Genomic DNA, 24,678 nt, shown 5'->3' with positions numbered 1-24,678 from the left:
AGAAATATTCAAATAATTAAAAGGAATGAGAGAGTCACATGCTTCTTCAAGGAACACATCGAATTGGTCGTATGGCCATGTTGTTGGCACTTGCGGATGAGAATGAAAGCCCTGTATTATCTATTCCAAAAGGTTGGAAGTATTGTACGGGGAAAGTGGGTTCGATGAATTCGCAAAAAGTTGTAGCAGCAATGGAAACAGCGGCTAAGAGCAACCAAGTTATTGAAACAGATGTTTACAGAGAAACACATGCACTTTATCATGCAATTATGGAAGCTTTGTATGGAGTGACGAGAGGTCAAATTCAGTTAGCAGACGTTCTTCGTACAGTAGGACTTCGCTTTGCGATTGTGCGCGGTACACCATACGACGGAAAAAAAGAAGGCGAATGGGTTGCTGTTGCGTTATATGGAACGATTGGTGCACCTGTAAAAGGATCTGAGCATGAGGCGATTGGTTTAGGAATTAATCACATATGATTTGCCCATAGTCTATTAGTTAGAAGGGGGCCTTACTTTTTTAGGACAGAAGTCTGTCTTAAAAAGATAAGGTCCCCTTTTGCCTTTTTAAGGAGGAAAAAAGAATGATTACGTTAACAGGACACACATTGACAATTGAAGAAATGAAGAGGTTGTTACTTGAAGGGGAAGGTGTAACAGCTTGTCCAAATAGTATGCAAAAGGTGGCGGAGTGCCGCGAAGTTGTTGAGAAAATTGTAGAGGACGGAAAAGTCGTTTACGGTATTACAACTGGATTTGGAAAGTTCAGTGATGTGCTTATTCAAAAAGATGATGTAAAGGCACTTCAACACAATTTAATTCAGTCACATGCATGCGGGATAGGCGATCCATTCCCTGAAGAAGTATCACGCGGTATGTTAATTTTACGAGCGAACACGATGCTTAAAGGCGTATCCGGTGTTAGACCGCTTGTTGTAAATATGCTTCTTGAGTTTGTAAATCGTAAAATTCACCCAGTCGTTCCGCAACAAGGTTCACTTGGTGCGAGTGGCGATTTAGCGCCTTTATCTCATCTTGCGCTCGTATTATTAGGCGAAGGTGAAGTGTTCTATAAAGGGAAACGCGTTCATGCGATGGTGGCTCTTACAGAAGAAGGTCTTGAGCCGATTGAACTTGAAGCAAAAGAAGGGCTTGCATTAATCAATGGTACGCAGGCGATGACAGCGCAAGGAGTTCTTTCTTATATAGAAGCAGAAGCAACGGCTTATCAAGCTGAATTAATCGCTTCGATGACAATCGAGGGGTTACAAGGCATTATTGATGCATTTGATGAAAATGTTCATAAAGCACGTGGTTATAAAGAGCAAGTGGAAGTAGCGAGCAGAATTCGTGACATCCTTCACGATAGTAAATTGACAACAAAACAAGGAGAACTACGAGTACAGGATGCATATTCACTTCGCTGTATCCCGCAAGTACATGGTGCTTCTTGGCAAGTTTTAAATTATGTGAAAGAAAAATTAGAAATTGAAATGAATGCAGCAACAGATAATCCACTAATCTTTGATGGCGGAGAAAAAGTAATTTCGGGTGGTAATTTCCATGGTCAACCGATTGCTTTTGCGATGGACTTCTTAAAAGTAGGAATGGCGGAACTTGCAAATATTTCAGAGCGTCGTATTGAGCGTTTAGTAAATCCGCAATTAAATGATTTACCTCCATTTTTAAGTCCAGAACCAGGACTTCAGTCTGGTGCAATGATTATGCAATACGCTGCAGCGTCACTAGTTTCTGAAAATAAAACGTTAGCACATCCGGCGAGTGTTGATTCAATCCCATCATCAGCTAACCAAGAAGATCACGTAAGTATGGGAACAATCGCTTCACGCCATGCACATCAAATTATTCAAAACGTAAGACGTGTTCTTTCAATTGAGATGATTTGTGCAATGCAAGCAGCAGAATATCGCGGTATTGAAAACATGAGTACAGTGACGAAGAGCTTCTACCATCAAGGTCGTCAGCAAGTACCTTCTATTACAAATGACCGCATATTCTCAACGGATATTGAAAATATTGCGTATTGGTTAAAAACGAATTATTCGATAAAAGAAAGATTAGATGTAAACGCAGCACTATAAAATGAGAAAAGGGAGAGATTGAAATGGAAAAAGTAAAACAAACAATTCGCGCGCCAAGAGGTACTGAGTTACAAACGAAAGGGTGGGTTCAAGAAGCTGCACTTCGTATGTTAATGAACAATTTAGATCCGGAAGTTGCTGAAAAACCAGAAGAATTAGTTGTATATGGTGGAATTGGCCGTGCAGCGCGTAACTGGGAAAGCTACAATGCGATTGTAGATTCATTAAAAACGTTAGAAAGCGATGAAACATTACTTGTTCAATCAGGAAAACCAGTTGCAATCTTTAAATCACATGAAGATGCACCTCGCGTACTTTTAGCGAACTCAAACTTAGTACCGAAGTGGGCGAACTGGGATCACTTCCGTGAACTAGAGAAAAAAGGTCTTATGATGTACGGACAAATGACAGCAGGTAGCTGGATTTATATTGGAACACAAGGTATTTTACAAGGAACATATGAAACGTTTGGAGAAGCGGCACGTCAACATTTCGATGGTTCATTAAAAGGTACATTAACACTTACTGCTGGTTTAGGTGGTATGGGTGGTGCACAACCTCTTGCTGTAACGATGAATGGCGGTGTTGTTATTGCTATTGACGTTGATAAGCGCAGCATCGATCGTCGTATTGAAAAGAGATACTGTGATATGTATACAGAATCGTTAGAAGAAGCGTTAACTGTTGCGAATGAGTATAAAGAGAAGAAAGAACCGATTTCTATAGGCTTATTAGGAAATGCGGCAGAGATTTTACCAGAACTAGTGAAACGTAATATTACGCCAGATTTAGTTACGGACCAAACATCTGCTCATGATCCATTAAACGGCTATATTCCAGTAGGTTACACGTTAGAAGAAGCAGCAAAACTTCGTGAAGAAGATCCAGAACGTTACGTACAATTATCAAAAGAAAGTATGACAAAACATGTGGAAGCAATGCTTGCAATGCAAGCAAAAGGCGCAATTACATTTGATTACGGAAATAACATTCGCCAAGTTGCTTTCGATGAAGGTTTGAAAAATGCATTCGATTTCCCAGGGTTCGTTCCAGCATTTATCCGTCCATTATTCTGCGAAGGAAAAGGACCGTTCCGCTGGGTAGCACTTTCTGGTGATCCAGAAGATATTTATAAAACAGACGAAGTAATTTTACGTGAATTCGCTGACAATGAGCATTTATGTAACTGGATTCGTATGGCACGTCAGCAAGTTGAGTTCCAAGGTCTTCCATCACGTATTTGTTGGTTAGGTTACGGTGAGCGCGCGAAATTTGGTCGCATCATTAATGAAATGGTTGCAAATGGTGAATTATCGGCACCGATCGTTATCGGCCGCGACCATTTAGATTGTGGATCAGTAGCATCTCCAAACCGTGAAACAGAAGCGATGAAAGACGGTAGTGATGCAGTAGCAGACTGGCCAATTTTAAATGCATTAATTAACAGTGTAAACGGTGCGAGCTGGGTATCTGTTCACCACGGTGGTGGCGTTGGTATGGGTTATTCACTTCACGCTGGAATGGTTATCGTTGCAGATGGAACAGAAGCAGCAGCAAAACGTATTGAGCGCGTATTAACTTCTGACCCTGGTATGGGGGTTGTTCGTCACGTTGATGCAGGATATGACTTAGCTGTGGAAACTGCGAAAGAAAAAGGCGTTAACATTCCAATGATGAAATAAGGAGGAGAAAACATGCTGGACACTTTACTAATAAATATCGGTCAATTGCTAACAATGGATCAAGAAGATGGCTTGTTAAGACGGGAAGCGATGAACACGCTTCCTGTTATCGAAAACGGTGTGGTTGGGATTGAAAACGGCGTAATTACTTTCGTTGGAACAGCAGAAGAAGCGAAAGGATTACAGGCGAAAGAAGTAATTGATTGCGGCGGGAAAATGGTTTCTCCTGGTCTTGTTGATCCGCATACTCACCTTGTATTTGGTGGATCTCGTGAAAATGAAATCGCACTAAAATTGCAAGGAGTGCCGTACTTAGAAATTTTAGAACAAGGCGGAGGTATTCTTTCAACTGTAAATGCAACGAAACAGGCGTCCAAAGAAGAACTTGTTCAAAAAGCGAAATTCCATTTAGACCGTATGCTATCTTTCGGAGTTACAACTGTAGAAGCGAAGAGTGGTTACGGATTAGATGATGAGACGGAATGGAAGCAATTAGAGGCAACCGCACAATTACAAAAAGAGCATCCGATCGATTTAGTTTCTACATTTTTAGGTGCTCATGCAGTTCCGAAAGAGTATAAAGGTAGATCGAAAGAATTTTTACAATGGATGTTAGACCTACTACCAGAAATGAAAGAGAAGCAATTAGCTGAATTCGTTGATATTTTCTGCGAAACAGGCGTGTTCTCTGTCGAAGAGTCGAAAGAGTTTTTATTAAAAGCGAAAGAGCTTGGCTTTGATGTGAAAATTCACGCAGATGAAATCGACCCTCTTGGTGGTGCGGAAGCAGCGGCTGAAATTGGTGCAGCATCAGCAGACCATTTGGTTGGGGCTTCTGATAAAGGAATTGAAATGCTTGCAAACTCTAATACGGTAGCTACTTTATTACCAGGGACAACTTTCTATTTAAATAAAGAAAGCTTTGCTCGTGGACGTAAAATGATTGATGAAGGTGTCGCTGTTGCGTTAGCTACAGACTTTAACCCAGGTAGCTGTCCAACTGAAAATATTCAACTTATTATGAGCATCGCAATGCTCAAGCTGAAAATGACACCAGAAGAAGTTTGGAACGCGGTAACAGTTAACTCTTCTTACGCAATTAATCGTGGTGACGTAGCTGGGAAAATTAGAGTTGGTCGCAAGGCAGATTTAGTTTTATGGGATGCTTACAATTATGCTTACGTACCGTATCATTACGGCGTAAGTCATGTAAATACAGTATGGAAGAATGGTAATATCGCATATACAAGAGGTGAACAATCGTGGAGCACGGCCACTATTTAAAGAAGAATGCAAAGTTTATCGATCGTGAAGTGACGAAATGGAGTGAAATGATTAAAGATTGGGAGGAAGGCGTGGAAATATTCGGTGCTGCCTTAATTGGAGCACCCCTTTCTAAACCATCTATTAGTCATTCAGGAGCGAGCTTTGCTCCAAAAACAATTCGTGCGATGTTAGATGCATATAGCACGTACGCAATTACAGAAGAACATGATATGAAGGAAAGTGTCTTATATGATTGCGGTGATATTACGATGCATGTGACGGATATAAAAGAAAGTCATAACCGAATTGCGAAAACAGTTGGTCATGTAACGAAAGTGAATCCGAACATGATACCAATCGTTCTTGGCGGGGATCACTCGATTAGTTTTCCGAGTATAACAGGATTTGCAAACAGTAAAGGAAAGGTCGGGATTATTCAATTTGATGCCCATCATGATTTACGTAATTTAGATGATGGTGGCCCATCAAATGGTACACCGTTCCGTAGTTTACTAGAAAATGGTGTCATTACAGGAAAACAACTCGTTCAAATCGGAATTCGTAATTTTTCAAATGCGCGAGCGTACCATGAATATGCAAAAGAACATGGCGTGACAGTGTATACAATGAAAGATGTACGAGAGCGAGAAATCAAAGATATTATGACGGAAAGTATTGAAGTATTAAGAAAGCAAGGCGTGACTTCTATTTACATTTCTCTTGATATGGATGTACTAGATCAAGCATTTGCACCAGGTTGTCCAGCAATTGGTCCTGGCGGAATGGATAGTACGACTTTACTTGATGCGATTGAATTTCTTGGTAAAGAACCGCTCGTTCAAGGGATGGATATTGTAGAGATTGATCCAACACTTGATTTTAGGGATATGACGAGTCGAGTAGCCGCGCAAGTGATTATGAGTTTTCTTTTAGCGAGAGAGACAGTCCGTAAGCAGGTTAGTATATAGGTGTGAAATTAATAGGGAATATTTAACGATTCCGTATAAAAAACACATTACTACTTATATGTAGTAATGTGTTTTTATGTAAAAAGAGAAGGTGAAATTAGAATGTATATATGTGTGGAAAAGTTAATAAGATTGCGGGTTTTTAGTGATATTTTACGAATTTATTTTCTTAGTTCGAAAGGATTGACATGAAAAATATTTTTATGATAAAATAAAAATTTTGCTAAAAAATTGATTGTGTGTTAAGATTGAGCAGGTTACCATATATGGAGGTGGATTATTTGTTTCAAATTGGCGATAACATTGTTTATCCAATGCACGGAGCAGGTATAATTAAAGCCGTAGAAGAGAAGGAAATCGCAGGAGAAAAACAACAGTATTATGTTATAAAAATGTCGGGTAGTAATATGGAAGTAATGATTCCGGCAGGGCGGATATTGAGCTCAAATATACGACCAGTCACGGATATAACGGCAATAGCACACATATTGGATATTTTTCAACATGGAGAATCTGATAGATTACTTACGTGGAAACAAAGGTATAAATTGAACACTGATAAAATAAAGACGGGTAAAATACAAGAAGGTGCTGAAGTTGTACGTGATTTATTACGTATGCAGAAAGAAAAAGCACTTAATGCAAGCGAAAAGAAAATGTTAGATAACGCACACGAATTTTTGATTAGTGAACTGGGATTAATTGAAGGTATCACAGAAAGTCAAATAAAAAGCTTTTGTTAAGATTCATTACAAATAATGTATTACATCCCAAAAAAGATTTTGAATTTTTTGGGAACATAATTATAGAAAATTAATCATTTCAAAGACATTCAACTCTTTCAAACCACTTTTAGAGCATTAACCTCTTTTGTTATTACTACAATAAAATCCATTTTTATTTTTTAACTCTTTACGAATGTTCGAAGTTTAATTAAACACTTCGATAGAATAGTTACTTGATTTTTGCAATCCTGATTCACACTGGCACGGACGAGGAGCCGTAAGGATGAAAGAGAGGTAGGGCTTTCATTGTTTTAGGTATATAAGTTATTATTTTTAGAAGAATACTGAACCACTCCCACTTCTATTGTTAAAGTTTTTTATATGTGAAGAGATAATAATTGTTTATTTTCTTTATATAAAAGAGATAAACGAGTTATCATCCATATACGGTAAACTAAAAAGGTTTCCTTCCTAGGAAACCTTTTTTTATTTGTATCATTCTGCTTTTTTATATTCGAATGTTTGATGATAAAGGCGTATAAATTGACGTTACTATCTAAAAGTAAGTATGATGCGTTTATAGTAATAATTTTTTAGGGGGAAGAAACATGACAAGTTCAAATGATAAAGCGGCAAGTATTTATGAAGGAACAAATATAAACGTTTGGGGATCTTTTGAAAATATTGAAGAAACGAAGTTGTTTAATCCGATTCAAATTGGATCATGGTCTCTTCGTAATCGTATAGCAATGGCACCGATGACGAGATGTTTTGCGGACAATGAGACTGGAGCAGTGGGTGCTGATGTAGTGGAATACTATAGAAAGCGTGCTGCTGACGGAGTTGGATTAATTATTACAGAAGGAATTGTCATTAGTCCAAGAGCGAAAGGGAATCCAGGAGTACCAGGAATTTATACACAAGAACAAATCGATTCGTGGAAGCCTGTTACAGAGGCAGTACATAAAGAAGGTGGAACAATTATCGCTCAAATATGGCATGTTGGACGTATGAGTCATCACGAAATAATTGGTGGGCAATTGCCGCAAGCACCGTCTGCTATCGCTGCAGAGGGAAATGTTCCGCGTTTTCGTAAACCGTTCGATACGCCAGAAGCAATGACGTTAGAAGAAATAGAAGAAGTCATCGGTCAATACGCACAAGCCGCGAGGAATGCAATTGAAGCTGGATTTGATGGAGTAGAAATTCACGGTGCACACGGATATTTAATCGACCAATTTACTTATGATTTTGCAAATAAGCGTACTGATAAATACGGCGGTGACTTAAAACAAAGGTTAACGTTTATGAAAGAAGTAACTGAGGCTGTAATAGAAGCAGTTGGAGCTGATAAAACACTTCTTCGTTTCTCTGCCTTTAAAGGTGATAATCCTACTTATATGTGGGAAAACCCTGAGCTTGCAATTGAAACGTTTGTAAATATGTTCAAAGAAGTTGGATTAACGATGATTCACCCTTCAACGATGAATTATACGGCAGTTATTGCTGACGGAAAGAATTTTCATCAATTAGTAAGAAAACATTGGGATGGTACGATTGTTGGGGTTGGTAATTTAAATCCGAAAGAGGCAGAAGAAGCATTGCAAGAAGGAACAATTGACGTAGCTGCATTCGGAAGACCGTTAATTGCTAATCCAGATTTTGTTCATCGAATTAAACATGCTAAAAGTTTAGTTGAATATGACGCGAAAAAGCATCTTGCTACATTAATTTGAATAAAGATAAAAGGAGAACACATGGAGTGTTCTCCTTTTATTATGGAATTTCATAGGGGGAAGCGAGATGAGTGAAACGCTACTCGTTATTATTAGTATATTACTATTATTAATGTTGCTTTTAATCGTCTTTTTTATTATCACATTTTTTATAAAAAAACGGACGCATCATTCTATTTTAAAACTACATCCATACTTAGGAAGAATGCGTTACTTACTGGAAAAGATAGGGCCGGAATTCCGGCAATATTGGTTTGATCACGATACAGATGGAAAACCTTTTTCACGTTATGACTTTCAAAGTGTTATGTTTTTAGCGAAGTATCGCTCTGAAATACTTGGTTTTGGGTCGAAACGAGATTTTGAAGCATCTGGTTATTATATTGCTAATACGTTGTTTCCGGTATTAACAGAAGAATTAAGTGTGAACGTAACGCAAGAACGTGAAGGGAAAAAGTATGTGATTCATAAAGAAGGATTATTTTCAAGGAGAGAAAAATTGACAGCGGATACAACGAATCTTTGGTTATACGAAGAAGACGATGCAATTATCGTCGGCGAAAATCGTAAATATCCATGGAAACTGTATGGCATGTTTGGAGCGTCAGCAACTTCTTACGGTGCGATTGGTGAAAATTATATTTTAGCGAGCGGCTTTGGAGCAAAAATGGCAGGCGGATCGTGGATTAATACTGGCGAAGGTGGCGTTATTCCAGAACATTTACATACAGGAGCGAATATCGTTGCGCAAATTGGTCCAGGGTTATTTGGATACCGTGATGAGGACGGAAATTTTTCAATGGATAAATTTATGGATAAAGTGAAAGAAAGTAATATTAAAGCATTTGAATTGAAATTTGGGCAAGGTGCGAAAATACGTGGTGGTCATTTAGAGGGGCAAAAAGTAAATGAGAAAATTGCTTCTGTTCGGAATGTACGAGTAGGAGAGACGATTAATTCTCCAAATCGATTTTCATTTTTGAATAATGTAGCAGATACACTTTATTTTATTCAGCGTTTGCAAGAAACTGGCGGTAAACCAATCGGTATGAAAATTGTAATCGGACAGCAGCAGCCGTTGGAAGATTTATTTAAAACGATGAAAGAATTAAATATCTATCCAGATTTTATTACAATTGACGGTTCAGAAGGTGGATCAGGAGCAACATATAAATCGATGGCAGATAGTATGGGGATGCCGCTTATTCCAGCATTACTGACGTGTATTGATACAGCGAATTATTATGATGTTCGGGATAAATTCAAAGTGTTTGCCTCGGGGAAATTAATTACACCAGATAAAGTGGCGATTGCTTTAGCGATTGGTGCAGATGCTGTAAATTCAGCACGTGGTTTTATGATGGCAAGTGGCTGTATAATGGCGCTTCAGTGTAATTCCGGACAATGTCCATCTGGAGTTGCCACGACGAATCCGCACTATCAAAAAGCGCTAGACCCGTATGAGAAGAAATGGCGCGTAATGAATTATGTTGTTAGTATGAGATATAGTTTGTTCTCACTTGCAGCAGCAGCGGGAGTAAAGAGTCCGCGTTATTTAACGAGAGAGCATGTTGTGTTTAAAGATGAGGTGGGGCGGGTGGTACCTCTTTCAGAATTGTTTCCTATAATAAATCAAACCTAAAAATATATTTTATATGTAAAATTTTTTGAAGGAATAATCATATTCTTTAGAAAATATTAAGAGTATAATGGGAAAGGTTTTTAAAAATGACTATTTTTAGGGAGAGATTCACTTGGATCAAGGTTCGTACAGTATTACAATTTTTTTACTCGTCATAGGACTCGTTATATTTGGACGTATGCGTTCCATGAATCGACCAATTAAAAATAAAGGAAGACGACTATTATTTCCATTATTCTTTTTATTACCAGGTTTTTCTTTATATGCGGCACCGATACAACTCGCTGATTGGCAAATTGGGGTAGCTGCTGGGATTGGATTGTTATTATCAATTCCACTTATTATTTTAACTGGATATGAAGTGAGAGAAGATGGTCAAATTTATACGAAAAAAAGTATTGCTTTTATTGCTACATTTTTAATTATTGTCCTTTTACGTGCTTATTTTAGAAGACATTTACAAGGTTTAGATCCAAAGTCAATTGGCATTCTTTTCTACACCCTTGCGGTTTGTTATATAGTACCTTGGCGTATTGGCTGCTATATAAAATTTCGTAAAGTATATGTAGAGAAAGAGAAAATTACGATGCCAATAAGCTAAAAGTCATACATTTGTATGGCTTTTTTCTTTTTAAAATTTGTTGGATAAACAAATGAAAATAAGGTGTGAAAAAGCATTGCTTATTTTCTGAACATTTTTACTTTAATTTTTTTCGAAAACCGGGTAATCCACTGGGATAAAGGCGTTTATAAAGGTTCTCACATGTAGTAAAAAGCACCTGTTCACTTGAAAGAACAAAAAATGTTTGTTAAGGTAGGGAACCATAAGCGAAAACAAGAAAATAGAAAAAGTCATTTTTCGAAATTTTGAATGGCTTATGTAACTAAGGGAGAGATTTGGTGAAGATTGAAATTATGGTTTCGCTTGCTATTTATATGGCAGGTATGTTGTATATCGGTTATTGGTCTTATAAGAAGACATCCGATTTATCAGATTATATGTTAGGCGGAAGGGGACTCGGTCCAGCAGTTACAGCTTTATCGGCTGGTGCTTCTGACATGAGTGGTTGGATGCTAATGGGATTACCTGGTGCGATGTATGCAACAGGATTATCAAGTGTATGGATTGCGATAGGTTTATTAATAGGTGCTTATGCAAACTATTTAATTTTGGCCCCGCGTTTGCGAACGTATACAGAAGTGGCAAATGATTCAATTACGATTCCGGATTTTTTAGAGAATCGGTTTAAAGATCGTACGAAAATACTTCGTTTTGTCTCCGCCATCGTCATTTTAGTATTTTTCACATTTTATGCGTCGGCTGGTTTAGTTTCAGGTGGACGTTTGTTTGAAAATTCTTTTAACCTTGATTATAAAATTGGTTTATTTGTAACTGTGGGTGTCGTTGTTGCTTATACACTATTCGGTGGCTTTTTAGCAGTAAGTTGGACCGACTTTGTGCAAGGTTGTATTATGTTTATTGCTCTTGTATTAGTTCCAATTGTAGCTTTTACAGATGTCGGTGGTGTAACAGAAACATTCAATACAATTAAGCAAGTTGATGTATCGCATTTAGATATGTTTAAAGGGACTACAACACTTGGTATTATTTCATTTTTAGCATGGGGTCTTGGGTATTTTGGTCAACCACATATTATTGTCCGCTTTATGGCAATTACCTCTATTAAAGATTTGAAAACTTCTCGTAGAATCGGTATTGGTTGGATGACGATTTCAATTATAGGTGCAATGCTTACTGGCCTGGTCGGTATTGCTTATTACGCTAAAAATAATACGACATTACAAGACCCAGAAATGGTCTTTGTAACATTCTCAAATATTTTATTCCATCCGTACATTACTGGATTTTTATTATCAGCTATCTTGGCTTCGATTATGAGTAGTATTTCTTCGCAATTACTTGTTATTTCAAGTGCAGTAACGGAAGATTTCTATAAAACATTCTTCCGTCGTAACGCAAGTGACAAAGAACTTGTGTTTATCGGTAGACTGTCAGTATTAATAGTAGCTATGATTGCAGTTGTTTTAGCGTATCATCCAAGTGATACAATTTTAACGCTTGTTGGGTATGCTTGGGCAGGATTTGGTTCAGCATTCGGCCCCGCCATTTTATTAAGTTTATATTGGAAGAGAACGAATAAATGGGGCGTTCTTGCTGGTATGCTTGTAGGTGCGGTAGTTGTTATTACATGGGTACAAATTCCAAGTTTAAAAGCGACTATGTATGAAATGGTACCTGGATTCTTCTGTAGTTTATTAGCTGTTATTGTTGTGAGTTTATTAACGAAAGAACCAGTTAAAGCTATTTATCGTGAATTTAATGAGATGGAAGCAGTGCTGGAAGAAGAAACGAAATAATTTAAAAAGAGAGTAATCGGTGAATGGCGTTTACTCTCTTTTCATTTTAAATGAAATAAGTAACTTATTGACAAAGAAAAGTAAGTAACTTATAATAAGTGGTGAGTTAGAGTTAAATGACATTCTAAATCAAGGTTTATTATGATTATAGAGTGAGTAAATATTTTTTGATAGATTATCTCGAAATCGAGATAATCTCAATAAGTTAGATGATAGTCTTTGGTTTTATAATCAATATCTCGAATTCGAGATAAAATCATCATGATGGATTTTACTTTGCGGTATGGACAAAATGAATAATGAATTTTAATGTAAAGCAATTCTTATAATGAAATAAAAAAGGAGTGGACGAAATGGAAAAGAAAACAATGGGGATCCATCACATTACAGCAATTGTAGGACATCCACAAGAAAATGTAGATTTTTATGCTGGTGTATTAGGTTTACGTTTAGTGAAACAAACAGTGAATTTTGATGATCCAGGTACGTACCATCTTTATTTTGGTAATGAAGGAGGAAAACCGGGAACAATCATTACGTTTTTCCCATGGGCAGGTGCTCGTCAAGGAGTTATTGGTGACGGTCAAGTCGGGATTACTTCTTATGTTGTACCAAAAGGGGCAATGGAGTTTTGGGAAAATAGATTAGAAAAATTTGATATTTCGTATACAAAAATGACTCGATTTGGAGAGCAGTATTTAGAATTTGATGATTCACATGGTTTGCATATAGAATTAGTAGAAAGAGAAGAGGGTGAATTAAATAATTGGACTTTTGGAGAAGTTACGCCAGAAGTAGCAATTAAAGGATTTGGCGGTGCGGTTCTTTTATCGGCACAGCCTCAAAAAACAGCTGAACTGTTAGAGCATGTTATGGGTCTTGAGAAAGTTGGAGAAGAGGGGGAATTCGTTCGATTCCGTTCTTCTGCTGATATTGGAAACATTGTTGATTTAAAATTATCAACAATCGGTCGTGGCCAAATGGGTGTTGGTACAGTACATCATATTGCTTGGAGAGCGAGTGACGATGCTGATCAGCTAGACTGGAAAGAGCATGTGTCCCGTTTTGGATACCACGTAACTCCTGTACAAGATCGAAATTATTTTAACGCAATTTATTTTAGAGAACACGGCGAAATTTTATTTGAAATTGCAACAGATCCTCCTGGTTTCGCTCATGATGAATCGTTAGAGACGATGGGTGAGGAATTAAAGTTACCGGAACAGTATGAACAACATAGAAAACAGATTGAACAAACGCTTTTACCATTTGAAGTGAGAAATTTAGATTAAAGTGATTGAAAGGGGAAAAGGATTATGATGAAACATGTTTTTCAAAAAGGAAAAGATACGTCAAAACCAGTGTTATTATTACTTCATGGCACAGGTGGTAATGAATTAGATTTATTACCACTTGCAGAAATAGTTGATCCGGAAGCATCTGTATTAAGTGTTAGGGGAAGTGTATTAGAAAATGGCATGCCACGTTTCTTCCGTAGATTGGCAGAAGGCATTTTTGATGAAGAGGACTTGATTTTCCGTACGAAGGAATTAAATGAGTTTTTAGATGAAGCTGCAAAAACATATGAATTTGATAGAAATAACATTGTAGCTATCGGTTATTCAAATGGAGCAAACATTGCTGCAAGCTTATTATTCCATTACGAAAATGCATTAAAAGGTGCTGTGCTTCACCACCCAATGGTGCCTAGAAGAGGAATGCAATTACCTAATTTAGCAGGAAAATCCGTGTTTATTGCTGCTGGGACAAATGATCCGATTTGTTCATCAGCTGAGTCAGAGGAATTGAAGGGACTATTAGAAAATGCAAACGCTAATGTAACAATGCATTGGGAAAATAGAGGTCATCAATTAACGATGGGTGAAGTAGAAAAAGCAAAAGAATGGTATGGTAAAATAGTTCTATAAGTACAAATAATAAAAGAAGCATCTGCCAATTTTGAGCTGAGGCTTCTTTTATTATTTAAGACTAGATTGTAAGGTGAGATGAAGAAAGTGGTAGTTGAATATCAACGATTGTACCTTTATTTAATTCACTTGAAATGTGTAATTTACCATGATGTTCTTCAATTATTTTGTAACACATCATTAATCCTAGCCCTGTTCCTTTTTCTTTTAAACTATAAAATGGTTCGCCTAAACGGGAGATACGATCTTCTGGGATACCACAACCTTCATCGATAATACGTATGAAGATGAAATTATCTTCTAATGGTTTTGTTTGGATGAAAATATTTCCACCATTTGGCATTGATTCGATCGCATTTTTTAATATATTTATAAAAACTTGTTTTAATTGGTTACCGTCACATTGGATATCATATACGTAATCAAAATGATCCATAATGATATGAACGCTGTGCATAATAGCAGTCGGTAAAATAAATGTAACTACCTCTTCAATTAAAGTTTGTATGTTGCACGTTTGAATAGATAATACTTGTGGTTTAGACATCGCCATAAATTGACTCGTGATAGATTCCATCTGTGAAATTTCACTTAACATAACATCGACATACCATTTCTGCTCTTCATTTATTTCAGGGAGTAGCAATGTTAGAAAACCTTTTAGAGAAGTGAGTGGATTTCGAATTTCATGGGCAATTCCAGCTGTCAGTTGTCCGACTACTGCGAGCTTTTCAGATTTGCGTAATAACTTTTCAGTTTCTTTTAGCTCAGTAACATCTCTTCCCATCACGATAAGACCTTTGCGGGAACCGTCAGTATGATAAAGTGGAACTTTCGATATACTTAAGATTAGATCGGAATCATCTCTATGTATAATAAATTCCTCACCATGAAGGATTTGTCTTTGTTGCCATGCTAGTTCATCGACTTCTTCACAATGTAAAAAAGCTTCTCGGTACGCTTCATTATATTGAATGAGTTCACTATCTTTTTTCCCGTGATAAGGTACATGATGGAAATTGAAGCAAGAAAGTGCATAGTCATTTGCCTCAAGCCAGCGCCCTTCGTGATCTTTAAATATAACAAACGCAGGCATGGAGTTTACTAATGTACGTAATCTCTTCTCGCTTTCTTTCAGCATTTTCTCAATTCTTTCTGATTTTTCAATAGGCTTCATAATTGCATACACGCCTATTAGACGTTTTTTTGAAAAAATAGGAACTAATTTTGTTACGACATCTAATAAATATCCGTCTTTGTGATAAATAGATACGATATACTCTTGTTGATTGTTTGTTTCAGTATTTTTTATATATTGTAATACTTGCTCAGAAATATGAGCTTCTAAAATAGAGGTAATGCTTTTTCGCTCTAATTCTGAAGAAGTGTAACCTAGTATTCTTTCGGCAGAAGGATTAGCATGTATAATAACTCCCTCCAAATTTAATGAAATAATACTATCAGGATTGTGTTCGAACAGAGATGCGTACATTTCTGTTAATGAACAATCTTGTATATGGTTGCGCAAACGTCTAGAAATGTTCGGATGACGTTTTCTTTGAGTTGATGAATATTTTTTACGACTCATAATAGCTCCTCCGTACAAATAGCATCTAAAAAGATTTGTCTATTCATAACTATAATATAGATGTAATGTGTATTTCTATAAAAAATGGAAGTTATAGAATAAATTTTGTTTTCTTTATTTTTTACAAAGTGAATGTAAGGTGGTAATAAGAAGAGCTTATATTGTTTTATAAATCTTTTGTAAGTTACAAACGAGAGTTTTCCTTATAACATTAGGATAGAAGAGGGGGAGAGAAAATGAAAAGTTATATTCAAGGGATTGATCATGTGCAAGTAGCTGCGCCTGTAGGGTGTGAAGAAGAAGCACGAGAATTTTATGGTAATAAAATAGGTATGGAGGAAATACCAAAGCCAGAGGAATTAAAGAAGCGTGGTGGGTGCTGGTTTAAGTGTGGAATTCAAGAGATTCATATCGGAGTTGAGCAAAACTTCAACCCAGCTAAAAAGGCACATCCGGCTTTTTATGTTTTAAAAATAAATGAATTTAAACAAGAGTTAATAAAGCAAGGTATTGAAGTAATAGATGATCATGCACGACCAGATATAATTAGATTTTATGTGTCAGATCCGTTCGGAAATCGAATTGAATTTATGGAAAATAAAAACTAGGTGGAAATCCACCTAGTTTTTTAACCTTTTCTAAACAATCCTAATACTTCAACCGTTTCGGTAATGTTAACGAATGCATGAGGATCAATTTCAGAAATTGTTAATTTCATACTTGCTAATTCTTCACGAGAAACGACTGTCATAAGTACACGTTTTTTTTCGCTGGAATAAGCACCTTCGCCATCAAGTAATGTAATTCCACGTACAACAGTTGAAAGAAGTTGTTTTTTCATTTTTTCTGCTTCATTTGTTACAATCATAAGTGTAACCTTTCGATGTTTCGTATGAATAGCATCGATGACTTTACCAGTTACATAAATGGAAAGTAAGCTTGTAAGAGCAACATCCCAAGTGAAGAAGAAACCTGCAATAATAACAACGACTGCATTTAAAACAATAAGGAATCCGCCGAGTTTAATGTCACGTTTGCGAGACAACAACATACCGATAATATCAAATCCACCAGTTGAGCCATTACAGTTAAAAACAAGACCAATACCAGCTCCGGCAATGACACCACCAAAGATAGATGATAAAAGTGGATCCGTTGCTACGACTTTTACTGGAACGTAGTATAATGCAACAGATAATACAATAACAGAGACAATCGTGTTAAAAATTACTTTTTTTCCAAGACCTATGTATCCTAAAATAAGGATAGGTAAGTTTAATACAAAGTTAATAATACCTGTGTTTACAGGAGTTACAATCCCTAAAATAATAGCAATTCCACCAATTCCACTACTTAAAATTTTGTGGGGGATAAGGAAAAGATTAAAGGCAACCGCAATAATAATAGAACCAATAATAACACCAAGAAATCTGACCATTTCTTTCCCGTCCTTCACTGAAAAATTCATATTATTTCAAGATTATATATGATATTGAAAGTTTTGGGTAAAAACAGTTTATTTCGGAAAATTAGATTAATCGAAAGAATTTGAGTATTTTATCATTTGAAAGGGGATACAGTTGTGAAGATAAAAACATATCAACAGAAAAGCCCGTTAAAGCAAGAATGTGAGGATGCTTATTTTTGTAATGAAGAAAAAAAGATTTATGGTGTATGTGATGGCGCAACACCGCTCGTCCCGTTTCGAGATGAAAAGGGACATAATGGAGCATACATCGCTTCACACTTATTTGCAAGTTATTTTGCTTCATTACGCGAAACTCATAGTTTACAAGTTGCTGTTGCAAAAGCAAATCAAGCATTGCAAAGAAAAATGTTAGAATATGGAGTAGATACGAGAAAGAAAGAGCATTTGTGGTGTACATGTATTGCGGCCGTTCAAATAGATGGTGAGAAAATTAAATATGCACAGTTAGGGGACTGTATGATTGTCGCAATACTTCAAAATGGAACGATGCGAGTATTAACGAAAGACACAGTCGAAGGAATTAGTAAACGAGCAAAAAAGAAGAGAGAAGAAGATCGTAAAAAAGGGCTATCTGTACCAGAAGAACATGTTTTTCAAGATGTGAAAGAACAGTTAAAATACAATCGTTATCTTGCAAATATGCAGGGTGGGTATTCCGTTGCAAATGGAATGAAAGAAGCGATACATTATTTACAACATGGGGAATTACATATAGATGAAGTGAGTGGGATTTTTATTTGTTCAGACGGGTTATTCCACCCAGATTGGCCACTCGAACAAACTGTTGCATATATAAGAAAGAATAGTATAAATGAATATGTAGCAATTATTGAAGAGCTAGAAGGGGAAAAGAGAATAAGACCAGATGATAAAACAATGATGATTATTGATTTGTAAGGGAGGACGTTCAAATGGAAATTAAATGTGTTAATTTAACATTTCAAGATGAATTAGTTCCTTTAAAAAAAGTAAATAAACTGATTATCCACCACACATCCGAAGATGGATGGGATGTGTATAAAACACATGAATTTCATCAAAAGGTAAGAGGGTGGAGCGGGATCGGTTATAATTATTTTATCGAAGCAGATGGAACTGTAGTCGAAGGACGTGGTTTACATATTGGAGCGCATGCGAAAGATAATAATAGAGATACAATTGGAATATGTATGACGGGTAATTTTGATAAATATGATCCAACTCCTGCTCAAGTGAATGCATTATATTCTGTATGTAAAAAGTTTATGAAGCAGTTTGCTATAAAAAAAGAAAATATACTCGGCCATAGGGAGCTAGAAGGAGTTACAAAAACTTGTCCTGGAAATCGCTTTTCCATGGTAGAGTTAAGAAACATACTATCTTAAATATAGAGGAGTAACAAATGATGATGAATATAAAAATACCAAATGATAAAAAAGAAGAGCTTGTAGCACAAATTCAGCAATTTTTCGTTGAAGAAGATCTAGATGAAATCGGACGTTTTCAAGCAGAGCGATTAATAGAAGAAATGATAAAATTAGTAGGACCATTTGCATACAATCAAGCGATTGGAGATGCTAGAAAGCTTGTAACAGAGAAACTATCTAATATTGAAGAAGATTTGTATGTGTTAGAGAAGAGTGAAGGGAAGTAAGAAGAAAAATTTTGGTCGTCTTCTGTCAATTATAAAATAAGTATTATGTCACGGCTTTTTCCGATGTTTTATTTGGAAAAGGCCGTGAAATTTTTTGACTTCAGAAGGAATATAATGGAAATTACCCCTATCTTGTACTCCATTCTTTTGCCATTTCATCATGATATGCTTCTGTCCAATGATATGGTTGCAACTCTTTTAGAGGTTTAAAAATAATATTTTGTTTAGCATTTGTAATCGCGCACTGTACTTCTGGTCCCCAATAAAATAAACGTTCTTGGCATACACCACAAGGCGAGAGTATCTTTAATTCAGAATGCTCATTTTCTCGTGCAAGACAAATAGAATGTGTAACTTTCTTTTGAAATTTATGAGCTTCTAAAATTGCACCTGTTTCCATACAAAGTTCTGTTGAAGCATTTATTACGTCCGGAGCAACACTTGTATAAATTGTTCCATCTTCTACACGAATCGCTGCGGCTCCGCCCCAATCATTTGGATATCTTTGTTCAATTAAATGTTTTACCGCATCATATAATTGTTGCTCAATATTCAATTCCTTTTCCTCTTTTCTGCCCAAATTCCGGTTTGTTATTTCGGAATATTCTTTCTTTTATCATGATAGCATAAACAAAAAAATGGAATAAACATTTAATTTCAAATCATCTTTTTAAAGAACTATATTATCTTTTAAATGATTTTATTAATTTTTAAGCGATTTTACTATCACTCAACAATATAAAATAAAACTTCTTTTTGCTAAAAGGGACCCTAGAATTAAAAACGTTATTCTTTCTTAACAAGCTAGATGAGAAAGAATAACGTTTTTTTATAGATTGAGATTAAAAATATATTATCTTAATTTTATCTTTATTTAATAATTTATTTATGGGTAGTTTATAGTTGCTATTTATAATTCTTTTATATAGCAGCTATGGATACTACGAAAAAGAACTTTGAAGGTGTAACACTTTGTATCCAATTAGCTGTAATCAAAATTTAAAACATGAATTGCTCACATAGAATCTTCTTTTGGAAGATAAGTGGTGTGATTTTTTGTTAAATGAAGGAAGGTATTGGAAAGCTATGAATAAAACAATTTTAAAAACATGTATCATATCAGCAGTTTTAGGTGGAGTTCTATTAACTGAAAAAGGTGGAGAGGTGAAAGCAGAAGAGATTACACCACAAACGAATCATACTGGTGTATTCAAAGATGTTCCACAGGGGCACTGGGCATATGAGGCGATTCGTCAATTAAAAGATGAGAAAATCATTTTTGGCTATGATGATGGGAGATTTGGTTTTGGAGATAGCGTAACACGCGAACAAGTTGCAGCTTTACTGTATCGTTATTTTAATCTGGCAGAAGACAAAAATTATCAGAACTTATATGGAGACGTAAGTGAAGAGTCAACAAGCTATATAAAGGAAATCTTGTCTTTAACAGAAATGGGTGTTTTTAAGGGTGACGAGCATGGGAACTTTAGACCGAAGGCATCCTTAACACGTGCAGAAATGGCACAGGTTCTTACAAATGCTTTTCATTTAAAGGCAAAGAGTGATCACACTTTTAATGATGTTTCAACGAACTCATGGGCAAGAAATGCAATTAGTGCTGTTCAAACAAATAATATTGCAAAAGGAGTAGGCGGAGGGAACTTTGCTCCAAATATGGATGTGACGCGTGAACAGTATGCACAATTTTTATACAATGCAATACAAGAAACTGAGCAAACTCAACAAACGAAAGGGCAACTATTAGCTAGCATACTTGGTGAAACAAATTGGCAAGGGACAAAAGTCTATGACAAAGATCATAATGATTTAACGAAAGAAAATCAAAATTTCATTGGGCTTGCAAAGTATGATGCTAAAACGGCAAGGTATGAATTTTTTAATGCAAATACAGGAGAGAGTCGTAATGATAGCGGTACCTTTTTTATAACCAATGATGGAAAGAAAAGAGTGTTAATTTCTGAGACGCAAAATTATCAAGCAGTTGTTGAATTAACGCAATTAGATAAGGAGAAATTTACATATAAAAGAATGGGGAAAGATGCAAAAGGGAACGATGTAGAAGTATTTGTTGAACATGTTCCTTATCATGAAAAAGAGCTGTCTTTCACGCGACCTGATAAAAATTTAGAGAGCACGACGGGTAAAATAGTTACAGACGTTGATGGAGATGAAATTTTATCTAGTACACTATGGAACGGAACCTTGGTATTAGACGAACAGGGTAATAATGTAACAAAATATAACTCAAACTTAATCAGTCTAGCAAAATATGATAAAAATACAAATAAATACGAGTTTTTCAATGTGAATACAGGAGAAAGTCGTGGGGACTATGGTTTCTTTGATGTTGTACATGGTAATAAAATAAGAGCTCACGTTTCGTTAGGAAATAATAAATACGGTGCAGTTCTTGAACTTACTGAATTAAATAAAGAGAAATTTACGTATACAAGAATGGGGAAAGATGCGAATGGAAAAGATATCAAAATCTTCGTTGAGCATGAACCGTATACAGGTGACCTAAAACCAAATTTCACAAAGTAAGCCTTTACTGTAGCAAAGGCATTATGTTAGAAAATGTTAGTAAGGAAAAGCTTGAGTGATTAGGTAATTAAAATAGTTGTTTATAGACAAATAGATGCCTTGAGGCATCTATTTGTAGTTTTAAAATGATTTTAATACAAACTCTCTATTAACTTACTACTTGCACAACCATACATTTTGGTACTTTTATTTATTCTCTTTATGCTCTTTATATTCATGAACTTTTTCTTTTACATTACCCACAGTATCTTTAGCAGTGCCTTTTACTTTATCCCATTTTCCTTCAGCTTGTAATTTTTTATTGTCAGTTACTTTCCCGACAACTTCTTTTACTTCACCTTTTACCTTATCAATGGCACCTTCTACTTTTTCTTTTAAACCATGATCATGCTTACTCATACATTTTTCCTCCTTGTAGTTTGATTAGAATTCTCTTTTCATATTGCAAGTTGAATGATGTATCTAGTAATAGCGTAACAAATTTAGTTTGAATATTCAAATGATTAATAAAGTTGAAAAGGAATTGTCATAAAGTGTATAAAGTTGTAATGAGAAGAGAAAGAATGTTAATTACATGTCTTTTGCGGTCCAGATTGATTTTGTATAAGCGATTTTCATATGGGCACGTTCCATATTATTTTGACTGCTGCTACCAAACCTTGCTTGCCCAACTATTAAATGACAATTGGATTCAATGGCTGTCTCAATTCTTTTTTGAATTAATGCAGTATGACAGCCTTTACGCTGAAATTCTGGCAAAGTAGCAGAAGCAGCTAATGAAGCAACACCATTATTTATATAGAGAACTCCTATACTAGCAGGAGTGTTTTGAATTTCAGCTATGAAAAAATGCCATCCTGGTTTATTATAAAGAATTTCGTTATTTTGGCGCACGCCATCTTTTGTAAAGGATGGCATGTTAAAACCACGTACATATATATCTGCAAAAATATCAAACTCATTTTCTTTTAGTTTGCGTACTGAAATGTTAGAAGGAAGAAGAGATGGACCTTCTTTTGGTTTACTATATAAAGCAGTATGGAAGCTAGATTGGTAAAATCCTTTTTGAGATAAGTATTGAAATAGTTCAGCTGTACCTTGCGCTGGTGTAATTTCAAAACGGCAAGGGATTTGTAGTGAGTGATAATAAGAGATAATCGCATCTATCTCATCTGTATTTGTAAAGGTAACGCCTTTTACTGTGTTAAAAGCAGGACCAGCAATTACTTTGGATGAAAAGGCAGTGGCACTCCCGAACTTTTTCATTTGTACTTGCATTGGATTTCCGCTTATCGCTTGCAGTAGCGCTAATCTAGAAGAAAGCATATGTATTTCTGCGTTTTCAATTTCTTGTGCTGTATGGACTGTCATAATTGTACTCATAGGTTCCTCCGTCAATAAATATATTTTATAGTACATATACGATGTTTGTGCTGAGATTCCTGTTGAAATGTAAGAGAACAAGAGGTTTTTGGAAGGGAAATGGAAGTGAACTGTCGAAGGGAGTAGAAACAGATTAAAGGTGGTGCTCTCATGAAACAGAAAGACGTGCAGACATGCTCTAATTGTGGTTCTCATAATATAGGAGAAGGTGAGTTTGTCGGTTATGCACAAATACGGAAAAAGGAGACGATGTTCACATCTTCACCAGTAGATGCTTATATTTGTACAGATTGCGGGAATATTCTTTTATTAAAAGTGCGACATTACGAAAAGTTTAAGCAGAAGCCGTTATGATTCTTGAGCAGTGGTTTTATTAGGGAAGTTAATAAGAGTAATATTTTACATATATATGAGTAGGCCTCAGATAAAGAGATGAAAACATATGCTGTACATAGTTCGTTATATGACACATAAAAATATATAGAAGAAATTGTGAGGTAATAGGAGAAAGAAAAAACAGCTCCTCTTGGAATGCTTCATATTAAAAACTCCTTTAAATGAATAAGGGAGTTTTTGGTTTTTTATAACAATCATTACCTATAATTGTTATAATTGGTTATTAGGAGAGTTTGTTTTATTAACGTCACAATCATATAAGGAAAATAGCTAAATCGTATATAAAACCGCTATATAACACAATCGCAACCGTAAGTTGACAAAGTGCAACCGCAGAAAGATAGAGATAAGGGCAATGCTTACATACAATTTAGTTAAGAAAACAAAGGGGGACACACATATGGGATTTGGTGAAAAGCTTTTTAAATTAAGAAAGGAAAAGGGCCTTTCTCAAGAAGCATTAGCTGAGAAATTAAACACGACAAGGCAAGCGGTTAGTAAATGGGAAAACGCTCAAGGTTTTCCTGAAACTGAAAAGTTAATAATGATTGGGAATGTATTTGAAGTATCACTCGACTATTTATTAAAAGAAACAGCTGAGCAAAGTAATGAAAATGTGGATGGCTATTACGTAAGTAAGGAAATGGCAGAAGGGTATATAGTGTATGGACAAAAAATTTCTAAATATATCGCGTTAGGATTTAGCTTGCTCATTTTATCGACAATACCGTATTTACTATTTAAGGAAAGTGCAACAATGTCGACATTTCTTGTTATTATCATTGCTGTCCTTGGAATTGGAGCGATGATGGTACCTGTAACGATAGAAGAGAGTCGATACAATGTATTGACAAAGGAAGAACTATTATTTGATCAAAATTTTCTAAAAGAATTGACAAAAAGATATGCGACTATTAAGAAGAAGTATGCGGCAGTGATGATTGTTGGATTTTGTTTTATAGCCGCAGGAGCGATACCGTTTTTGTTTGAGAAAAAACATATCACTTCAGGGGAATTAGTGCAGTATTACCCTTACTGTGTTGTACTTATTGCTATTGGAGTTTATCTTTTTGTTCGTGTTGTAGGAGTGTGGGAGATGTATCGAATTTTAGTAGAAAATAAAGAGTACAGTAATCGTTTTATTTTCAAATTGAAAAAGAAAGTGAGAGAAAAAGTGGATAATTTTTAATAGGAGAA

General features: G+C 35.8%; 24 protein-coding genes. 19 read left to right on the top strand and 5 right to left on the bottom strand.

Translation table 11 applies throughout. From position 1 onward, the window contains the following. Nucleotides 1-38: 38 nt before the first annotated feature. From hutP to ATN06_RS18465, 12 genes are all read left to right on the top strand, one after another. Nucleotides 39-479 (top strand): histidine utilization transcription antiterminator HutP, encoded by a 441-nt coding sequence (hutP, locus tag ATN06_RS18520; protein WP_000926516.1) that lies wholly within the window; start codon nt 39-41, stop codon nt 477-479. 104 nt (nt 480-583) lie between these two features. Next, nucleotides 584-2,101 carry a histidine ammonia-lyase gene (gene hutH / locus ATN06_RS18515; protein ID WP_060631860.1) on the top strand — a complete coding sequence of 506 codons (1,518 nt, stop codon included), beginning with the start codon at nt 584-586 and terminating at the stop codon, nt 2,099-2,101. Nucleotides 2,102-2,124: 23 nt separating this feature from the next. Further along, nucleotides 2,125-3,783 carry a urocanate hydratase gene (gene hutU / locus ATN06_RS18510; protein ID WP_060631859.1) on the top strand — a complete coding sequence of 553 codons (1,659 nt, stop codon included), beginning with the start codon at nt 2,125-2,127 and terminating at the stop codon, nt 3,781-3,783. 12 nt (nt 3,784-3,795) lie between these two features. Next, complete coding sequence (hutI, locus tag ATN06_RS18505; RefSeq protein WP_000887557.1) at nt 3,796-5,067, top strand: imidazolonepropionase; 1,272 nt, start codon at nt 3,796-3,798, stop codon at nt 5,065-5,067. Further along, entirely contained in the window at nt 5,046-6,017 is a 972-nt protein-coding gene (hutG, locus tag ATN06_RS18500) for a formimidoylglutamase (protein ID WP_060631858.1), read from the top strand. The genes hutI and hutG overlap by 22 nt, the downstream gene beginning before the upstream one ends. 281 nt (nt 6,018-6,298) lie before the next feature. Beyond that, nucleotides 6,299-6,760 carry a CarD family transcriptional regulator gene (locus ATN06_RS18495; protein ID WP_176225740.1) on the top strand — a complete coding sequence of 154 codons (462 nt, stop codon included), beginning with the start codon at nt 6,299-6,301 and terminating at the stop codon, nt 6,758-6,760. A 590-nt stretch (nt 6,761-7,350) separates the two neighbouring features. Next, on the top strand, nt 7,351-8,478 hold the full coding sequence (locus ATN06_RS18490) for an alkene reductase (protein ID WP_060631856.1): 1,128 nt from the start codon (nt 7,351-7,353) through the stop codon (nt 8,476-8,478). 67 nt (nt 8,479-8,545) lie between these two features. Then, complete coding sequence (locus ATN06_RS18485; RefSeq protein WP_060631855.1) at nt 8,546-10,120, top strand: FMN-binding glutamate synthase family protein; 1,575 nt, start codon at nt 8,546-8,548, stop codon at nt 10,118-10,120. Between the two features lie 112 nt (nt 10,121-10,232). Next, complete coding sequence (locus ATN06_RS18480; RefSeq protein WP_060631854.1) at nt 10,233-10,721, top strand: cytochrome c biogenesis protein CcdC; 489 nt, start codon at nt 10,233-10,235, stop codon at nt 10,719-10,721. A 299-nt stretch (nt 10,722-11,020) separates the two neighbouring features. Further along, nucleotides 11,021-12,499, top strand: a complete 1,479-nt coding sequence (gene putP, locus ATN06_RS18475; protein ID WP_060631853.1) for a sodium/proline symporter PutP — start codon at nt 11,021-11,023, stop codon at nt 12,497-12,499. Between the two features lie 353 nt (nt 12,500-12,852). Next, a complete protein-coding gene (locus ATN06_RS18470) occupies nt 12,853-13,791 on the top strand; it encodes a ring-cleaving dioxygenase (RefSeq protein WP_060631852.1) in 939 nt (312 codons plus the stop codon). Between the two features lie 24 nt (nt 13,792-13,815). Beyond that, nucleotides 13,816-14,427 (top strand): alpha/beta hydrolase, encoded by a 612-nt coding sequence (locus ATN06_RS18465; protein WP_060631851.1) that lies wholly within the window; start codon nt 13,816-13,818, stop codon nt 14,425-14,427. 61 nt (nt 14,428-14,488) lie between these two features. Here ATN06_RS18465 and ATN06_RS18460 read toward each other — a convergent pair whose 3' ends face one another. Next, a complete protein-coding gene (locus ATN06_RS18460; RefSeq protein WP_060631850.1) occupies nt 14,489-16,015 on the bottom strand; it encodes a BA3702 family sensor histidine kinase in 1,527 nt (508 codons plus the stop codon). A 236-nt stretch (nt 16,016-16,251) separates the two neighbouring features. On the opposite strand from ATN06_RS18460, the gene ATN06_RS18455 reads away from it, so the two are divergent. After that, nucleotides 16,252-16,623, top strand: a complete 372-nt coding sequence (locus ATN06_RS18455; RefSeq protein ID WP_060631849.1) for a VOC family protein — start codon at nt 16,252-16,254, stop codon at nt 16,621-16,623. A 20-nt stretch (nt 16,624-16,643) separates the two neighbouring features. Here the strand turns inward: ATN06_RS18455 and ATN06_RS18450 are convergent, their stop codons facing one another. After that, a complete protein-coding gene (locus tag ATN06_RS18450; RefSeq protein WP_060631848.1) occupies nt 16,644-17,453 on the bottom strand; it encodes a YitT family protein in 810 nt (269 codons plus the stop codon). A 126-nt stretch (nt 17,454-17,579) separates the two neighbouring features. Here ATN06_RS18450 and ATN06_RS18445 point away from each other — a divergent pair, with 126 nt between their 5' ends. The 3 genes from ATN06_RS18445 to ATN06_RS18435 are packed head-to-tail and all read left to right on the top strand — an operon-like array spanning nt 17,580 to nt 19,137. After that, nucleotides 17,580-18,401 carry a protein phosphatase 2C domain-containing protein gene (locus ATN06_RS18445; protein WP_060631847.1) on the top strand — a complete coding sequence of 274 codons (822 nt, stop codon included), beginning with the start codon at nt 17,580-17,582 and terminating at the stop codon, nt 18,399-18,401. A gap of 14 nt (nt 18,402-18,415) precedes the next feature. Beyond that, nucleotides 18,416-18,868 (top strand): peptidoglycan recognition protein family protein, encoded by a 453-nt coding sequence (locus ATN06_RS18440; protein ID WP_060631846.1) that lies wholly within the window; start codon nt 18,416-18,418, stop codon nt 18,866-18,868. Nucleotides 18,869-18,885: 17 nt separating this feature from the next. Then, on the top strand, nt 18,886-19,137 hold the full coding sequence (locus ATN06_RS18435) for a DUF2164 domain-containing protein (RefSeq protein ID WP_001983516.1): 252 nt from the start codon (nt 18,886-18,888) through the stop codon (nt 19,135-19,137). A 127-nt stretch (nt 19,138-19,264) separates the two neighbouring features. Here ATN06_RS18435 and ATN06_RS18430 read toward each other — a convergent pair whose 3' ends face one another. Then, the gene (locus ATN06_RS18430; protein WP_060631845.1) at nt 19,265-19,693 is read right to left on the bottom strand and encodes a cytidine deaminase; all 429 of its coding nucleotides are present in this window, start codon (nt 19,691-19,693) and stop codon (nt 19,265-19,267) included. 530 nt (nt 19,694-20,223) lie between these two features. On the opposite strand from ATN06_RS18430, the gene ATN06_RS18425 reads away from it, so the two are divergent. Beyond that, nucleotides 20,224-21,702: a DUF4822 domain-containing protein gene (locus ATN06_RS18425; protein WP_060633171.1), complete on the top strand. Its 1,479-nt coding sequence runs from the start codon at nt 20,224-20,226 to the stop codon at nt 21,700-21,702. Nucleotides 21,703-21,888: 186 nt separating this feature from the next. On the opposite strand, the gene ATN06_RS18420 is transcribed toward ATN06_RS18425, so the two are convergent. Further along, entirely contained in the window at nt 21,889-22,101 is a 213-nt protein-coding gene (locus tag ATN06_RS18420) for a CsbD family protein (protein ID WP_060631844.1), read from the bottom strand. 171 nt (nt 22,102-22,272) lie between these two features. After that, nucleotides 22,273-23,085, bottom strand: a complete 813-nt coding sequence (locus tag ATN06_RS18415; protein ID WP_060631843.1) for a GNAT family N-acetyltransferase — start codon at nt 23,083-23,085, stop codon at nt 22,273-22,275. 150 nt (nt 23,086-23,235) lie between these two features. Here ATN06_RS18415 and ATN06_RS18410 point away from each other — a divergent pair, with 150 nt between their 5' ends. Together ATN06_RS18410 and ATN06_RS18405 are read left to right on the top strand one after the other, a co-directional pair. Then, entirely contained in the window at nt 23,236-23,439 is a 204-nt protein-coding gene (locus tag ATN06_RS18410) for a hypothetical protein (RefSeq protein ID WP_000810206.1), read from the top strand. Nucleotides 23,440-23,881: 442 nt separating this feature from the next. After that, nucleotides 23,882-24,670, top strand: a complete 789-nt coding sequence (locus ATN06_RS18405; protein WP_060631842.1) for a helix-turn-helix domain-containing protein — start codon at nt 23,882-23,884, stop codon at nt 24,668-24,670. Nucleotides 24,671-24,678 lie beyond the last annotated feature (8 nt).

The organism is Bacillus thuringiensis (assembly GCF_001455345.1).
In the GTDB taxonomy this organism is placed as follows: Bacteria; Bacillota; Bacilli; order Bacillales; family Bacillaceae_G; genus Bacillus_A; species Bacillus_A thuringiensis_N.
The sequence above is the reverse complement of the archived record's forward strand: the minus strand, read 5'-3'. Positions and strand labels throughout refer to the sequence as shown.

Bases quoted from the DNA above. Each gene is read 5' to 3' on its own strand.
- ATN06_RS18415 (WP_060631843.1), bottom strand. From the start codon at position 23,085: ATGAGTACAATTATGACAGTCCATACAGCACAAGAAATTGAAAACGCA.
- ATN06_RS18465 (WP_060631851.1), top strand. From the start codon at position 13,816: ATGATGAAACATGTTTTTCAAAAAGGAAAAGATACGTCAAAACCAGTG.
- ATN06_RS18410 (WP_000810206.1), top strand. From the start codon at position 23,236: ATGAAACAGAAAGACGTGCAGACATGCTCTAATTGTGGTTCTCATAAT.
- hutI (WP_000887557.1), top strand. From the start codon at position 3,796: ATGCTGGACACTTTACTAATAAATATCGGTCAATTGCTAACAATGGAT.
- ATN06_RS18440 (WP_060631846.1), top strand. From the start codon at position 18,416: ATGGAAATTAAATGTGTTAATTTAACATTTCAAGATGAATTAGTTCCT.
- hutP (WP_000926516.1), top strand. From the start codon at position 39: ATGCTTCTTCAAGGAACACATCGAATTGGTCGTATGGCCATGTTGTTG.
- ATN06_RS18470 (WP_060631852.1), top strand. From the start codon at position 12,853: ATGGAAAAGAAAACAATGGGGATCCATCACATTACAGCAATTGTAGGA.
- ATN06_RS18485 (WP_060631855.1), top strand. From the start codon at position 8,546: ATGAGTGAAACGCTACTCGTTATTATTAGTATATTACTATTATTAATG.
- ATN06_RS18405 (WP_060631842.1), top strand. From the start codon at position 23,882: ATGGGATTTGGTGAAAAGCTTTTTAAATTAAGAAAGGAAAAGGGCCTT.
- ATN06_RS18435 (WP_001983516.1), top strand. From the start codon at position 18,886: ATGATGATGAATATAAAAATACCAAATGATAAAAAAGAAGAGCTTGTA.
- ATN06_RS18450 (WP_060631848.1), bottom strand. From the start codon at position 17,453: ATGGTCAGATTTCTTGGTGTTATTATTGGTTCTATTATTATTGCGGTT.
- ATN06_RS18420 (WP_060631844.1), bottom strand. From the start codon at position 22,101: ATGAGTAAGCATGATCATGGTTTAAAAGAAAAAGTAGAAGGTGCCATT.
- ATN06_RS18460 (WP_060631850.1), bottom strand. From the start codon at position 16,015: ATGAGTCGTAAAAAATATTCATCAACTCAAAGAAAACGTCATCCGAAC.
- ATN06_RS18425 (WP_060633171.1), top strand. From the start codon at position 20,224: ATGAATAAAACAATTTTAAAAACATGTATCATATCAGCAGTTTTAGGT.
- hutH (WP_060631860.1), top strand. From the start codon at position 584: ATGATTACGTTAACAGGACACACATTGACAATTGAAGAAATGAAGAGG.
- hutU (WP_060631859.1), top strand. From the start codon at position 2,125: ATGGAAAAAGTAAAACAAACAATTCGCGCGCCAAGAGGTACTGAGTTA.
- ATN06_RS18490 (WP_060631856.1), top strand. From the start codon at position 7,351: ATGACAAGTTCAAATGATAAAGCGGCAAGTATTTATGAAGGAACAAAT.
- ATN06_RS18455 (WP_060631849.1), top strand. From the start codon at position 16,252: ATGAAAAGTTATATTCAAGGGATTGATCATGTGCAAGTAGCTGCGCCT.